General features: G+C 47.3%; 8 protein-coding genes. 1 reads left to right on the top strand and 7 read right to left on the bottom strand.

The genetic code is table 11. The annotated features are described in order from the left end of the window. Positions 1–2: 2 nt before the first annotated feature. The 6 genes from PNC201_RS03625 to dapE all read right to left on the bottom strand — a co-directional run bounded on the left by PNC201_RS03625 (position 3) and on the right by dapE (position 14,492). A complete protein-coding gene (locus PNC201_RS03625; protein ID WP_102056200.1) occupies positions 3–4,529 on the bottom strand; it encodes a type I polyketide synthase in 4,527 nt (1,508 codons plus the stop codon). Positions 4,530–4,531: 2 nt separating this feature from the next. After that, positions 4,532–9,988, bottom strand: a complete 5,457-nt coding sequence (locus tag PNC201_RS03620) for a non-ribosomal peptide synthetase (RefSeq protein ID WP_102056199.1) — start codon at positions 9,986–9,988, stop codon at positions 4,532–4,534. A 126-nt stretch (positions 9,989–10,114) separates the two neighbouring features. Next, positions 10,115–10,855 (bottom strand): thioesterase II family protein, encoded by a 741-nt coding sequence (locus PNC201_RS03615; RefSeq protein ID WP_102056198.1) that lies wholly within the window; start codon positions 10,853–10,855, stop codon positions 10,115–10,117. Next, positions 10,852–11,160 (bottom strand): MbtH family protein, encoded by a 309-nt coding sequence (locus tag PNC201_RS03610; protein ID WP_442793312.1) that lies wholly within the window; start codon positions 11,158–11,160, stop codon positions 10,852–10,854. The genes PNC201_RS03615 and PNC201_RS03610 overlap by 4 nt, the downstream gene beginning before the upstream one ends. Before the next feature lie 252 nt (positions 11,161–11,412). Then, positions 11,413–13,029 carry a cyclic peptide export ABC transporter gene (locus PNC201_RS03605; protein ID WP_102056196.1) on the bottom strand — a complete coding sequence of 539 codons (1,617 nt, stop codon included), beginning with the start codon at positions 13,027–13,029 and terminating at the stop codon, positions 11,413–11,415. 266 nt (positions 13,030–13,295) lie between these two features. Beyond that, a complete protein-coding gene (gene dapE / locus PNC201_RS03600) occupies positions 13,296–14,492 on the bottom strand; it encodes a succinyl-diaminopimelate desuccinylase (RefSeq protein WP_102056195.1) in 1,197 nt (398 codons plus the stop codon). 320 nt (positions 14,493–14,812) lie between these two features. Here dapE and PNC201_RS03595 point away from each other — a divergent pair, with 320 nt between their 5' ends. Beyond that, complete coding sequence (locus tag PNC201_RS03595) at positions 14,813–15,574, top strand: IucA/IucC family C-terminal-domain containing protein (RefSeq protein WP_102056194.1); 762 nt, start codon at positions 14,813–14,815, stop codon at positions 15,572–15,574. Here the strand turns inward: PNC201_RS03595 and PNC201_RS03590 are convergent. Beyond that, positions 15,539–16,171: a GNAT family N-acetyltransferase gene (locus PNC201_RS03590; RefSeq protein WP_102056193.1), complete on the bottom strand. Its 633-nt coding sequence runs from the start codon at positions 16,169–16,171 to the stop codon at positions 15,539–15,541. The genes PNC201_RS03595 and PNC201_RS03590 overlap by 36 nt on opposite strands. Positions 16,172–16,319: the final 148 nt, after the last annotated feature.

Raw genomic sequence — 16,319 nt, 5'->3', positions numbered from 1 at the left:
GCTTATTTCGCTCCCTCAGCCAGCTCTTGCTGTAGCTCTTGTATTAGAATGGCTTCTATTACTCGAGCAAGCCCCAAAATGGTTGGATCTTTAAAAAAGGAAGCTGGTGACAAGGTCACTTCAAATTTATTGCTTAGTTGCGACATGATTTGTACCCCCATTAAGGAGTCACCGCCCAGCTCAAACAAATTATCGTGAATGCCTATTTGCTCTATCCCCAACATGGCGCTCCAGACTTGCGCAATACCAACTTGTAAATCATCTTCTGGCGCAACATATGGCGTTGATAACTCAGGACGCTCATAGCCACCACTGCGAGGTGTCGCATCTGCCATAGTCAATTCTGCATCTAACAGGTTACCTTTGGTGGCTTCTAATCGTGCCGGAAGGTCGAGCGTTGAGACCGCAACTTGCGGCAATATTGGTGCGCTGAGTATGCGCGCCATAACTTCAACCCCTTGCTGAGGCGCGATACCGACTCCGTCAGGCATATCCATATCACCAGCCATGCCGACTTCTCGCCAACTGTCCCAGTTAACAGCCAGTATTGGATAGCCGCCTGTTTGCACCGATTGCTGAGCGTATTGCTGTGCAATAGCATCTAGATAGGCATTCGCTGACGCGTAGGCGGCCTTAGATAAACCACCTGCAATGCTAGCAAGCGATGAGCACAACACCATAAAGTCCAGTGGCTGCTCGTTAAATAAAGCCAACAAATGTTGCGTTCCCACAACTTTGGCAGCAAACATCTGCTCGATAAACGCTGCATCCGTCGAACTAATTAAGGACGTTGCACCACTCCCTGCTGCGTGGATCACCCCATTGATCTGCCCAAACTGCTGATGTGCTTGTGCGACAACCTCTGCCATTTGTTCAAAGTCCGCCACATCCGCTTGTTTAACCAGTACCTGCGCACCAAAAGATTGCAATTGTGCTAATTTTTGCTGTTGTGCCTCTGAAGGCGTGCTGCGACCAAGCAAGACTAATTTAGCCTGGTAGTGCTCCGCCAAATGCTCAGCCATTACCAAACCAACGCCACCTAAACCGCCGGTAATTAAGTACACCCCACCTTGGCGATAAATCGCTTCATTTTGCTTAGGTTTGGCCGTCGCTTCAAAGCCCATCAGCCAACGATGATAAGACCGATAAGCAACCACCTCGCCCGCTTCGCCATGTTGCTCTGACAACAACCAATCTATCCAGTCACCGTGAAGTTGTGCACCAAAATCAACCAATTGACATTGAATGTGTGGGAACTCCTGCGGGATGACTTTACATGGGCCAAGTAACATCGACTGAGCGGGTGAAATCTCATCATTACCCGACACATCGGCCAACCCTTGGCTCACTACGCTCAAATTAACCGGCTGACCTAACTGTTGCGATTCAAGTGCTTGAGCAAGTGCGATTAGACTCATCATGCCCTGTTGTTGAGTTTGGCTTAAATCAGCAGGCTCGCTGGTCGGCAAGCTCCACAAATGGAATATATGCGATACAGGACCATGAATTTGATTCACGCTTGCAATAAGTTGCTGATAGTCGCTCAACTGAGCCGCGCGGATCACAAACTCATTATCCGATTCTTGCTGAAATGCTTGCCCTAATTTGACCCGAATTAGCTTATCGCTCTGCGTGTGTAGCTTATCAAGGAGCAGGTCGCAGGCCTTATGCTGTGTTTCAAATAGCAAAGTACAACCCAGTTCAACCGGCTGAGTTAAATCAGGAACCGAGCGCTTATATGAAGGGATGTAACACCACTGTTCAATCGGTTTTGGTGCCAAGGCGTTATGGTTGTTTTGCGCCACAATATTTGCATCAGCTTCAATCCAAAAACGTTTTCGCTCAAACGGGTAAACAGGTAAGGCGACGCGATGAGGTGTCTGCTCATACAAGGCATCCCAATCAATCTCTACGCCTTCAATCCATAAACGTCCCAAGGCTAAGGCAAAGTGTTGCTCTGTCTCTTGCGCTTTTCTTGGGTGTGGTAGCGAAGTGACAATACTCGTTTGCGCTTTTACTTCTGCATCCCGTCCAGCAAGTTGACTTAGCGTATTACTTGGTCCCACTTCGAGTAGCACAGTTTGTTCTAAGCCATTTTCTGACTCTGGATTGTCAAGATTGACGATAGTGCGCAGACCTTGATTAAAGCGCACCGCTTGTGCTAAATGCTGCGCCCAATATTGAGGGTCGGTCGCTTGTTGGTCGGTTATCCAAGTGCCTGTTACATTCGATACAAATGGAATGCTTGGGGCATTGCGCTGAACCTGAGCAATCAACTTAGCCAGTTGATCACCTGCATCACTCACCAAGGACGAATGGAACGCATGGGAAACATGTAAAGGCTGTACTACGACCCCTTGCTCAGTGAGCCTATTTGATAGTGCCGCTATCGCTTGCTCTGAGCCCGATACAACACAGTTTTCAGGGCTATTCACCGCTGCCAGCTCAACTTTATGCCCAAGATTGTCGGTATCAAGATAAGGAGCTAAAGCGGCTTCTGAGAGCGCCACCGATAACATACAGCCTGGTGCTTGCGCCTGAATAAATTCGCCCCGCTTGGCGACCAGGTATAATGCATCCTCTAAACTAAACACCCCCGCAATACACGCGGCGACGTATTCGCCGATACTGTGGCCAATCATAGCGCTAGGCTTCACTCCCCACGCCAACCACTGCTGCGCCAATGCATATTCCACAGCAAATAATACCGGCTGAGTGACTGATGTTTGTTTTAGTTGCGCCGCACCGTGCTCAACGTCCGCTTCATCAACAAAAATAAGGTCTTTAATATCTTGCCCAACATGCGCTATCAGGCCCTCCCGACAGCGGTCAAATGCATCTCTAAACACGCTTTCTGACTCATACAGTGCGCGGGCCATATTGATATGCTGCGAACCTTGCCCTGGGAACATAAAGGTAACGGGCCTGTCACCTGAAACCGTTAACTGCCCTTGCGCTCTTAATGTGCTGGTATCGTCAGCCAGTGCTGCAATCGCTTGCTCACTATTTTGCGCCACCACGACGGCACGATGGGTTAGGCCTTTCCTACCCACTTGCAAAGTGTAAGCACTGTCTTGCCACAAAGGCTGAGTGCTTGCTTGCTTAAACCAAGTTGCTAACTGCTCGCGGCGACTGGCCAGTGCAGTTTTGGTGTGGCCCGACAGCGGTAGGATTTGCCAGTTGCGCTGCGACTGCGTCGCACGTTGAACTGGTGGCTCCTCAAGGACCACATGCACATTGGTGCCACCAATACCGAATGAACTCACCCCAGCACGGCGTGGGCCTGTTTCATTTGACCAAGGCGTCAGCTTATCCGCGACATAGAACGGGCTATTGGCAAAGTCAATTTCTGGGTTAGCTTGCTTGTAGTGCAAACTCGGCGGGATTTGTCCGTGCTTCACTGTCAGCGCGGCCTTTATTAACCCGGTAACCCCTGCGGCTGCATCTAGGTGGCCGACATTCGATTTGACTGAACCTACGGCACAATATTGCGTTTGCTCAGTATCCATTCGGTAGGCGCGGGTGAGCGCAGCAATTTCAATGGGGTCGCCAATCACCGTGCCGGTACCATGCGCTTCAACGTAACCAATGCTCTCTGCCGGGGTATCAGCCATTTCCAGTGCTGCGGCGATAACTTCAGCCTGCCCATCCACACTAGGTGCGGTGTAACCTGCTTTAGTATTACCATCATTATTCATTGCAGAGCCCTTGATCACGGCATAAATTGTATCGCCATCAGCCATTGCATCTTCAAGGCGTTTAAGTACCACGACACCAGAGCCAGAACCAATTACCGTCCCTTGAGAATCTGCGTCAAACGGACGACAGTGACCATCTGAAGACAAAATTGCGCCGGGTTGATATACATAACCGCCCTGATGCAAAAAGTTCAACCATGAGCCGCCAGCCAAGGTCATATCTGACTCATAATTCAATAATGAGCGTGTCGCCATGTGAACTGCAGCCAAGGAAGTTGAGCACGCCGTTTGTACCGTTACCGCAGGGCCCTTTAGGTTTAGTTTGTAGGCCAGTGTCATGGTCATGGCATCTTTGTTATTACCGTTCATCAGCGCTTGTAGCTGCGAGATATTACCAAGATCGCTAAAACGGCCACTTTGCATCAAATTAGAGATTAGATAAGTGTTTACGCCACAGCCGCCATAGACACCTATTGGAAAGTCACACTTGTCACCATCGTAGCCAGCATTTTCCAGCGCCTGCCAAGCGGTTTCTAAAAAGAGACGTTGCTGCGGGTCAAGCTCTTCTGCTTCACGCGGTGAATAGCCAAAAAATGACGCGTCAAACTTGTCTTGATCAGGCAACAACGCACACCGAGGGACAAAGTTGGGGTCAGCAATAGTCGCTTCCGACACCCCAAGTTCACGTAATTCTGCCTCTGTGAAGGTTTTGATTGATTCCACCCCGTTTTTTAGGTTTTCCCACAGGGCATCTACGTTCTCAGCTCCTGGGAAACGACCTGCTAGGCCGACAATGGCAATATCTGTGCTTGAATAAGTTTCTGTAGTCATGCTTAGCTTTCCACTTTTGTGCGTGTTTTTTTCAAGAAGGCTTGGCGCTGGCGTTGACCACGCGCCGATGCTTTTTTCATTTCTTTGGCAACTGCTTGCTGTGCATTCGCAGCGCCTTCAGGTGTACGTTGTTCAAAGTAAGTGGCCATGGCACTTACGGTTGTCATATGAAACAGTTCTAACATGGTCAATTTACAGCTAAATTCGGCTTCAAGACGTTGCTGAATTTGACCAAACAATAGGGAGTGACCGCCCAAGTCAAAGAAGTTGTCATGCAGGCCAATTTGTTTCGCATCTAGACCTAGCACTTCCGCCCAAATCGCAGCGACTTTATTTGCTAAGCCGCCTGTTGGTACTTGATGGCTTTCACCACTCCCCCACTGAGGTTCGGGTAAGTGATGACGGTCAATTTTGCCATTGGCCGTCACAGGCAAGTTTGCCAATACGGTGATACAACTCGGGACCATGTAGTCTGGTAGTTTTTGCAGTAAACTTTGCTTCAGTGTTTGCGCGCTAGGTAATACGCCTTGGCCATTCTCCTCAGCGCCAACATAAGCCACCAAATGTGTCCCAGAATGACCATGTTGGCCATCACCGTCTTTGGCCAATACAACCGCTTCTTTAATGTGTGGAAGTGCCATTAATTGCGCTTCAACTTCACCGAGCTCTATCCGAAAACCACGAATTTTGACTTGATGATCGATGCGCCCTAAATATTCCAGTTCATCGCGTTGATTCCAACGAACCAAGTCTCCCGTTCGATATAAGACTTCGCCATCGCTACTAAATGGGTTGGCAACAAAACGCTCTGCGGTCAGGGCTGGACGCCCCAAATAACCACGAGCAACACCACGACCACCCACGTAAAGTTCACCGCTTGCTCCTTGTGGTACAGGATTCAGATCGGCGTCTAAAATATAGGCCTCACGCGCACCTATCGGCTTGCCAATTGGTACAGTGCTAACCTCATGTAGCTCACCCGGTAAACTGATCCATGCCGTTGGTGTAATAATGGTTTCAGTTGGCCCATAGGCGTTGACAATCCGAGGCGCAGAAAACGCCCGATGAGCGTCTTGATAATCTGTGCGGCTAAATTCTTCACCGCCGACAATACAGGTGCGAATTTGCTTACAGTCGTGCAAATGCGGCGTCAAAAGGCGTAAATAGGCGGGCGGTAAATGCAGTGCCGTCACCTTGTGCACGTTTATTAACTCACTGACGGCCTCCACATTGAGCTGCGCCTTAGTCGCCAGCACTAACGCACCACCTTTGATCAGTGGTGTCATCCACTGCTCACCTGCGGCATCAAAGTTAATCGAAAAGAACTGCAGCTCCGTGTGATCGCTATCCACTCCATATACGTCAACCATATTTTGAATATGCATGGACAATGGGCCATGCGTAACGGCGACCCCTTTGGGCAACCCGGTCGAGCCTGAGGTGTAAATAACATACGCCAAGTGCTGGGAGTGTGATGCAATCGCAGGATTAGTCGTTGCAAAGTCGCCAAGCGCTATATGCTCGTATGCAAGCACAGAGATGGCGTTTTCAGCGTTTGGAATATGCGCCACGAGCGCAGCATTGGTCAGCACCAACTTAACCCCGCTATCCTTCACCATGTGAACAAGCCTGTCCTCAGGGTACGTCGGATCGAGTGGCACATAGGCGGCTCCCGCTTTCCAAATCGCAAATAGGGTGACATACATCTCAATACCGCGCTCAAGCGCCATACCGACACAATCTTCAGGCCCAATACCTCGACTTTTTAAATAGTGCGCGAGCTGGTTGGCTCGTTGATTTAATGCGTTATAACTCACGGTTTGTTGGTTGAAGATAAGTGCGGGCGCATCTGGCGTGCGCTTCACTTGCTCCTCAAACAATTGATAAATGGTAGAGTCATCCGTTGCAACCGCAGGCCCTTTGGCAACCTGAGTCAACCACGCTTGCTCTGCCGAGGTTTGCACACATAGCTGCGCAAGTGGCGTTGCGCCAGACTCAAGCTGGGCATGTAGCAGAGCAACATATTGCTCAGCCATACGCGCTATCGTTTGTGGCAAAAATAGTGCTCTGGGATAAACAAACTCTAGCGCTACTTGATCCTCTTCTAGCTCGTAAGTTTCGAGCGTTAAGTCAAATTGCGGCGCCACTTCTAGCGGCTGCCAAGCGCGGGCTGATAAGTTAGTATCCTTTGCGACCAACGGCTGCCATGCACGAGTATCATGCTCCGTATGGCTAAACATTACCTGGAAAAGCGGATGCGTATCGACGCTCCGTTCCGGCGCTAGCGCTTCGACTAGATACTCAAAAGGAACATCTTGATTTGCTTGTGCGCCCAAGACGGCAGTTTTGACTTGCGCCACAATATCTTGCAAACAAGTCTGACCCGAAAACTTCGCAGGGATCACTTGGGTATTTACAAAAAAGCCTACTAACTCTTGGAGTTGAGGCAAATGGCGGTTCGCAACTGGTATCCCCACTCGAATGTCATGTTGCCCAGTATGACGATAAAGCAATGCATGAAAACTGGCTAACATCACCATAAATAAGCTGGCGTTTTGTTTGGCCGCTTGGCGACGAAGTTGCTTAACCAGTTGAGCCGGTAAGACGACACTGTGATTTGCACCTAACAGTTGCTTATTATTTTCAGGAGAGTGCGCTTTATTGACTCGAGGGAAATCCGTGCACAACTGCAAAATAGGTTGCTCATCGCAGGCGAGCTGTGCTTGCCACCACGTTAATTGTGCTTGCGCTGCATCGGAGGTGAGATACGACCGCTGCCACAAAGAAAAGTCTTGATAGGTGATTGTGCCCTCTCGCACTTTACTCGCACTCAAGGTTCCCAAATAAATATGCGCAAGTTGGTCTAGTAATATTTGCATCGATACGCCATCGGAAACGATGTGATGCATCACTATAATCAGCTGATAGCCTTGCTCACCTAGATTAATTAGCGCCGCGTTGACGACATCCCCTTTAGTTAAATCAAATGCGTATTGACTCACTGTGGCAACCAATTCAGCCAATGCCGAAGCTTGCTGCGACGCTGCAACATTACTTAAGTCAAATTGTTGCAGCGGCCAATGACCCGTTTGCGCAACCACTTGGATTGCCGTACCAAGTTCATCGGTATCAAAGCGTGTGCGCAGGGCTTGGTGTTCAGCCACCAGAGTATTTAACGCGTTTTGCAAGCGCGTAGCGTCTATATCTGAGTGTAGGTTGATGCGCGCACCAATATTGTAAGCACTGCTATGGGGTTCTAGTTGCCATAAAAACCATAGTCTCGCTTGCGCATGAGACATTGGAACGGCCTGCTCAATTCCATACTCGTTGGCAATAATGGAATTTATTGATGACACGCTGGAAGCTTCTTTAGCCACCAACTGTTGACGTTGTGACGCGGCCAAAATAGCATCGGCTTGCTCGCCTAAGCGCAAACAATGAAATATTTCTGTGGGGTCAAACTTCACTTGCCAATGTTGCTCAATGGCGTGAATTAACTGCACCGCTTTTAGCGAGTTACCGCCCTCTGCTAGAAAGTGTGCGTCACGACTAAAATCACTCTTACGATTGAGCACGGCTTGCCAGATATCGGCCAGTGCTTGCTCGTGTTCTGATAAAGGTGCTGGGGCCAAAGTATCTGCCAGTGTTTGACCACGCACCAGCTGATTATGTGCATAAATCGCATAAGCCTTATCAACATTATCGTCTGACAGTGGCGCAGCGACACTCAGTTCAGCGGCTTGCGTCCACATTTGCTTGCAGGCGCTACGCTGTAATTTGCCACTGGACGTTTTTGGCAAGCTTGCAGGTTGCATCATCAAAACGCCTGTGACGGACTCATCACAATATTCTGCAACGATTTCCTTTAAGCGATTGACCAACAACTGCGGACTCACTTGGCGCTGAACCTTGCGCGCAATTTCTAGGGCTACACCAACGCCTTCGCTATGGTTATCCGTGGCTGCAAATACCGCGATCCGACCTTTACGGGCGAACTCAAATTCCGTTTCGATAATTTTTTCAATATCCTGAGGATAGATATTGCGACCATGAGAAATGATCAAATCCTTGATGCGGCCAACAATGTATAGTTGATTATCTTGCCAAACCCCTAAGTCCCCAGTGCGCAGCCAACGCGCTTGCTCATGTTCTACAAAGGTGTCTGCCGTTGCAGCTGGGTTTTGCCAATAGCCCTGAGCAATACTCGGCCCCGATACCCAAATTTCACCCACATGTCCTGCCGGCAATGCCGCCTTGGTCGTGTTGTCTGTGATCCGTATACTATGATGTGAAGCTGGTACGCCACAGGCTACCTGCTTTACGCCGTGCTCAGCTTGTTGTGCGATACCTTGTGCAAGTGAGGCAGCAGAAAATGACTGTACCACTAGGCCAGATTGTCTTTTTGGCCCAGTAACAAATAAGGTTGCTTCAGCCAATCCATAACACGGGTATATGGCTTGAGGATTAAAACCTGCTGGCGTGGCTTGTGCAAAAAAGCTATCAAGCGTATCAACCCTTACAGGCTCTGCGCCACTAAAGGCCACTTGCCAAGAAGACAGATCCAAGTTCGCCATTGCGCTTGGCCTTATCCTTTCAACACACAAGCGATAACCAAAATCTGGACCACCGCTTGACGTACCTCGGTGTCTAGCAATTGCTTCAAGCCAGCGGATTGGTTTTTCAAGGAAGTAGCGAGGCGACATCAAGACACATTTTGAGCCATTGAATAAAGGCAAAATCAAGCCGGCCATTAATCCCATATCGTGGTACAGAGGCAACCAAGACACCACAACCTCGTCTGCTATCACCCCACTCCCTTCGCTGATGGCAATTTCATTTGCAATCAAATTACCGTGACTCACCATAACACCCTTTGGTGCTGCCGTTGAGCCTGAGGTATATTGTAAAAATGCCAACTCTTGTGGTTGTGGCGTATGCGCTTGCCAGCAGGTATTCTCTTGATAATTTAACTGGTCAACAAACAGTAAACTTGCAGCACTTAGGCCGCTGTTGTGCATTTCTTGTTTGGCTAGTTCAACTAACTGATGATCTGCAGAATGCGCTAAAATAGCGGTTGCTTGACAATTTAACGCAATCCCAACAACGCGCTGAATATGCTGAGAACGTGAAGATTCGGGAACAAATAAAGGAACCGCGATGAGACCGGCATAAAGGCATGCGAAGAAACTGATAACATAGTGTTCATTGTTATCTAGCATCAACAGCACGCGATCACCTTGACGACACTGTAGCTGCAGCTCGGCCGCTAGTCTTTTAATCTGTATATCTAATTCACCATAGGTAAATGAGCGCTCATCCAGCACACCTTCTTTGTCACTAACGACCACCAGCGCGGTTTTATCTGCTTGGATCTGGGCAAGGTGTTGTAAACGCTCAACCATGCTGTGGGGCGTCTCGCCCGTGAGATACGGGTTTAGTTGTAATGGCTTGTGTTGCATATTGCAGCTCTACCTCAATTTTTCTAAATGGGCTCGCGACTAGAGACAAGATTAAAAAGCGAACCGACTAATACCAAGTGTTTAATGCTGTGTGATAACCCAAGTCCTCAAGTGCAGCGCTTGGTTTTACTCACAACTACTGACCAAAGCAGCCGCTGATGTATTATGGCGACTCAGTGTTTGCTCAAGTGCAGACAACACTGAAGCTTGGGCACTGTGAATATAAAAATGCCCACCAGCGAACCCTTGTTGCGATAATGGTTGACGGGCGTGTTGCTGCCAGGCCAGTACTTCGCTAACACTGATTAAGTCATCGTGACCATAAAAAGTGGTTACCGGCACGGTTATTTGCGAAGAGCTCGGTGGCGTAAACGAGCGCAATGCGTGATAGTCAGCGGCCAGCACCTCAAGCGTCATTTCCAATAAATCAGCATTGTCAAATAGCATGTCTGGCGTTCCTCCCTGCGCTCGCAATTCAGCAATGAGCGCTTGCCGATCATTAGGTTCTGGATAGCGCTCAGGATGAATAAACTGTGGCGCAGGACACGCCGATAGCATCAAAGTGTTAGGCAAAGGTAAATTGCGCTGTTGCAACTGCAGTGTTACGCCATAGGCAAGCAAAGCTCCCATGCTATGACCAAAAAAAGCATAATCACCGGTCATCTCATGCTGATAACACTGAAGTATCGCACTCACTTGCTCGTGGTAGTTTTCGACTTTCTCTTCATCTAACCTAGGGCCTCTTCCTGCAAGCTCAATGGGCACTAGCTTTATCCAGCTAGGCAATTGCCGACTCCAACGTAAGTACATTGAGGCACTCGCCCCAGCACAAGGCAGGCACAACAGCTTAATGCTTGATGTACTCACGCGTCACCTTGTTGCGCTTGCTCAGCCATCCACTGACGCAAAGAAGCAGGACGCATATCAGTCCAGTGCTCGTTAATGTAGCTTTGCACGTGGGCCTTATCGCCCTGAACACCAGCTACAGCTTGCCAACCCACTGGTACCGCTTTCCACTCGGGCCAAATTGAATATTGTTCTTCTTGATTAATAAGCACGATGAAGGTTTCATCTTCGCGGTCAAAACAGCTCACTGACATGACATCTCCTGATAAATATTGCACTGCTACTATAGGCAGTCGGTTTACATTCTGATGAGGTTGGGTAGCCATGAGGTATGTATCTCCGTGCTACCTTCTCAACATGCCAATAAATTTGGCGATATTGCCTCTGTAGACGAATAGAAATGCGAATTGTTTAAAGAAAAAAGCGTCTATATTCTGATTTTTTACCAGTGCAGATAATTGAAAGCATATGGGTAGGGATATCGCGGCCTAAATATGCTTAGCCGCTAAGCGGTTATCAAGTTAAACGCAGTGATAGTGTTGGCTTGCACTGCGCTCAACTTTAACCACTCAGGTTATTTATGCAGCTGCCTCTTCACGCTGATAAAGTTGGCCGTGCTCCATTCGCAACAGTCGATCGGCGCAGTCAAAATACTTATCGTCATGAGAGATAACCAACAGCGTTTTACCCTGCGCTTTAAGCTCTGGTAATAACTGGCGATAAAACACCTCTTTAAATATAGGATCTTGGTCCGCCGCCCATTCATCAAAGACTAAAAACGGACGCTGCTCTAAATGGGCTACCACCATGGCTAGTCGCTTTCTTTGCCCTTGAGATAACGCACGCGTTGAAAATGCACCATTGGCAACATGCACTTTACGATTAAGTTGGAGCTTTTCTAACAGTGAGTTTGCGGCCGCATCTAATTCAGCCGAAGGGATATCCAGCAATTCTTCAAACAGATAAAAGTCAGAGAAAATTGCGGTGAAAAGCTGTCTATACTCATCTAGATCTTCAGGGTTAATGGTTTTGCCATCTAAGCGAAGTTGACCAGTATTACTCTTGTATAATCCGACCAACATCTTAGCCAGCGTGGTTTTGCCACTGCCATTACCGCCAACCAAAAAGACAATTTCCCCCGGTTTAAACGATAAATCGATAGGTCCAAGTGTGAATAAATCATCAGAAGGTTCATGATAAAACTGATGTGTTAACCCGCTTAATTCAAGCTGTTTAAACGAGGAAGGCGCATTCGGTAAGTGCTTTTCTTTCGCTCCTTCGGATAAATGCGCGGTAACAGCTTCAATGCGTGCAGCTGATGCTTTCGCTATATTGGCCGCGGGCAGAGCCTTTAGTAAGTTCTCTAAGGGCGCAATCATATATATAAAGACCAACGCAAAGCCCGTTAGTATTTGGGTACGCTGCGCTGAATCTGCTACCAGCGCGAACAAAACCGCGCCAATAAATGCGTAGATTAAGAAATTTCCCCAAGCGGTAGAAATAACAAAGACAGACATGCCCACCGTCCGTTGCTTACGAACCGATTCAATGGAATCTCCAAGCACGTTATCTGCAAATCGCTGTCTTTTACCAGCATGCAAGCGTAGCTCTTTGGCACCATCAACCAAAGCACTAAAGTGTCCAAACAAGCGATCTTGCTCTTTTGCTGCACCATTTAAATAGCCGATGGCTTTGAGATGAACCAAATGATAGCCAATAGAGCCTAAACCCAAGACCACCAGCGCCATCACAAATACATCCAGCGATAACCAAGCGATGTAAGCCATACAACCAATTACAATAATACCATTGACGACGATCACCGGTAACCGGACGAAAAACTCAGCAACTTTTAAACAGTGTTCAGACAGCGCTGATTGCACCTTGGCTCCGCCTACTTCTTCAAGTTGACGATAATCTGCTTGCAGCACCTTATCTGAAATATGCCTTCTCAGCACAGCATGTGCCTGTTGACTCAATCGCTCAAACAATGTTGAAGCCACCACCTGAAAAAACAGCACAGCCACCACCAAAGCCACAAAAATACCAAAAAATTGATTGGCTTCTTGTTGTGATGAATTCAATACCTTATTAATTTGCGTGAGTAACAATACGGCACACACACCGCAGATTGCACTCGTGAACACAGCCGCACCTAACAACCATTTTGATTGACGAATTAAATACCCAAGCACACGATTTCCTCATAATTCAATTACTGAGTCTGATAGCAACAAGACGAAGCACTTCTAAAGTTGTTTAATGAAAGTCTAAAAAAAACTAGATTTATACCAATTTACCTAAATGTTGAGGCCAGAAAATCTTGTCTTTAGCCCGGCAAAAATTTTGCTATTTAGTTGTTCTAACTGATAAATTTTTAACACAGCTCGCGTCAGATTTAATCCCTCAAATTGAGCAAGTATGAAGTCAAACTGGTATTGTCTGCCTGACGGCGTGCAACTTATTCACCAGCGGGCAAGTTAAGGTGTTGCTTTGCGCCAAAAAAATCACTGAGCACCGTTAAATAAATCTGCTCGATTTCCAGTAAATCACTTATGGGTAAACACTCATTGGCTTGGTGTATCGTGTCGTTTTTAACACCACATTCAATCGTTTGGGTGTGGCCATTGGCAAAAAAACGCCCATCAGACGTGCCTCCAGCGGTGTTTACTATGGGATATCTCGCAGTACACCGCACGATGGCGTTTTCCACTAAGTTTAAGAACGAATTTTCCATATCTGCACTGGTATAATAGGGGTTACATGCCCTTGACCAATCTAGGCTCAGGTTGTCTTTAAATCTTGCTAAGTGATTTTCGATAATGCCGATGATCTCTTGATTACAATACCCATGGCTGTATCTAATATTGAAATTAACCTGACACGCTTCAGGTACGATATTATCCACATCAGTCGTCGTATTGACGCCCGTGACTTGAAGGGTTGTTTTGACATCTGGTTGGTCTTTTTGCCACTGTAAACTGCATAGTATCGCCACTACTTTACCCGCGATATGTGCTGCATTGACCGTTTGTTCGGGATAAGCGACATGGCCTGCTTTCCCTTCAATTTTTATGGCACCTGAGATTGAGCCGCGGCGACCATTTCGGATCACATCACCCACTCGATTGTGTGAGGTAGGCTCTCCAACAAGGCAAGCGTCAATCGTTACACCATCTTGACTGAGTCGCTCGACGATTCGCTTGGTACCAAATTCAGCTTCCCCCTCTTCATCGGATGTCAGCAACCAATAGAAAGTGCCTTTAAGCTTTTGCTTCGAAGCCAGTAAGACTCGTGTGGCACTCAGCATGGCAGCAATGCCCCCTTTCATATCGGACACGCCCCTGCCATAAATAACATCGTTTACGACAGTCGCTTTAAATGGATCGGAATGCCAATGCTCCTGCTCAGCGGGGACAACATCAACATGACCAGAAAATGCAAAACTTGGACCTTCAGAAAAAACCTGCTTGGCTATAAGGTTACGCACTCCATTTTCTTCAAACCATGAGGTTTCAAACCCGAGTTCCTCAAGATATTGGGCGATTGTTAAGATCAACCCGGCATCACAAGGCGTCACAGACGGCGCCGCGATGAACTCCTGTAGAAGACTTATAGAGGTACTTATTTGGGTTATTTTTTTAGTTAGTTCTTGCATGTAGAGCCTAGTTCCCAAGCCGAATATTTGTTTTTGTTGCACACCACTTTTAGGCAGCAACCACGACACTCAGACTAGTGACGAAACTAAACTAAATTTTTTTACATAAGATTATTGATTTGTCGGTGTTCGGTATTTTTTACCCCGCCAAAACATGTAATTTGACCATTAACTGCATTTTCTAGTGCCGTTTTTGGCAGATAACAGCCAAACAAACATAAGCACTAAAGTAATGTGGGAGTTTGAGACTAAAAGGCGGTATTAAATTAATGAAGTTGCGCTTCGTCATTAACCATAAACCTCTATAGCTGTTCGTTTCAATGCTGCCGAATTTAGTGCCTTTTTTTAAACCTCCTTATGATACGTATGCGCAAGGTGTTGACCTCACCCCCTTACGATCTACAGCGACTTTTTCTGAGTTATTAGAGTCACCACATTTTATCGACCATATAACTCGCTTTAGCTTAGAGAGAGGCGTAACGAAATCAAGGGCTCAAGCCTCCGTGTGGCATATGTATTACACCTTCAATATTTTTCCAAGCATCATCGTGAGCCATTCATTATTGCTAACACCCTTGCCACTAAAGCTTTGCGAATTGAGCTACAACCCTGAGCAGCTCAGCATTTTGCTGCCGCATCAAGGTAAAGCACTTAAAAACACTGACACAGAAACACGCTATCACGACTTATTGTTCAATCACTTATCACCGCTTCACGACCTGCTACACCAAGCTTTTGGCGTAAAAGAGCGGACGTTATGGAGTAATTGCTTTTATCGCTTGAACGACTTTTTCGACATTATTATGGGGCTTGTGGGTGCGCATCCAACATTGCTTGAAGATAAACAAATACTGACTACATCCGCCCACTTAGGGGCGCTAAAGAATCCGCTTAAGTTTACCGAAATAACCGCACATGATCCGAGTGGCAAATATCAAATCCGCCCTGAATGCTGCCTTCTCCACGACCGAGAAAATGGCAATTACTGCCGCGACTGTCCCAAACACAAGCACAATATGGTGCAAAGAAAAGCCGCGCTAAGTAACCTAAGCAAACTGAGGAAAAACGTCTCGATAGAATGAAGCTTTCTCAGCCATCACTAACGCAGCACGCTTATGAGGAAAGTCAAACTCAAACTGGCTATGATAACCAAGCTCTGCAATGCGAGTGAGTAGCCGCGTATTATCATGGCGAGGCTCTAGCACAATACGCTGAGTATCTTCATGCCCTAAATAAATAAGGTGACTTAAACTGGTCATCCAAGCACGAAAATTTTCGGGACCTCTACATGATTGCTCGCCAACTAATAAATGGACGCCTCTATCTTTGGGCTGCCACTCATAATATCCCGCTAACTTATCTAACTCAGCCCAATAAACTTCAACATAGCCAAATGGCTGCTCATCAAAATACATGACGAGCGGCAAACTAAAGTTGTCTGCTAAACGTTCGCTGAGATACTGCCACTGCTTTTCTTCTGACCACGCCTGCTGCCAAAAATGTGCAACTCGAGGATCGTTCATCCACTGACAAAATAGTGGTAAATCCGCTTTTGAGATCAGCTTAAAGCGCACTGTCTTATTGATCTGCGGGTTGTGATACGAGGCGAGCTCTGTACCTTGCAGCGCGGTTTTGTCGGCACAAGGGAATTGCTGCCACAAAGGGTGAATTGAATACATACTTTTCCACTTAAATTACACAAACGACTGTCATTGAAGCGACAAAGCCCGTTTGAAAGATTTAGTAACCGAGTCATGAGGTTACATGCACTCTGTTTAGTAGACGGTGACTAAGGGAATTAATTTAAGGAAAGCGCGATTTGTAGGC

Origin of the sequence: Pseudoalteromonas sp. NC201, from assembly GCF_002850255.1 — a bacterium.
In the GTDB taxonomy this organism is placed as follows: Bacteria; Pseudomonadota; Gammaproteobacteria; order Enterobacterales; family Alteromonadaceae; genus Pseudoalteromonas.
The sequence above is the reverse complement of the archived record's forward strand: the minus strand, read 5'-3'. Positions and strand labels throughout refer to the sequence as shown.

Excerpts from the sequence above, each read along its gene's own strand:
- PNC201_RS03625 (WP_102056200.1), bottom strand. The coding sequence starts at position 4,529 with ATGACTACAGAAACTTATTCAAGCACAGATATTGCCATTGTCGGCCTA.
- PNC201_RS03620 (WP_102056199.1), bottom strand. The coding sequence starts at position 9,988 with ATGCAACACAAGCCATTACAACTAAACCCGTATCTCACGGGCGAGACG.
- PNC201_RS03610 (WP_442793312.1), bottom strand. The coding sequence starts at position 11,160 with ATGGCTACCCAACCTCATCAGAATGTAAACCGACTGCCTATAGTAGCA.
- dapE (WP_102056195.1), bottom strand. The coding sequence starts at position 14,492 with ATGCAAGAACTAACTAAAAAAATAACCCAAATAAGTACCTCTATAAGT.
- PNC201_RS03595 (WP_102056194.1), top strand. The coding sequence starts at position 14,813 with ATGCTGCCGAATTTAGTGCCTTTTTTTAAACCTCCTTATGATACGTAT.
- PNC201_RS03590 (WP_102056193.1), bottom strand. The coding sequence starts at position 16,171 with ATGTATTCAATTCACCCTTTGTGGCAGCAATTCCCTTGTGCCGACAAA.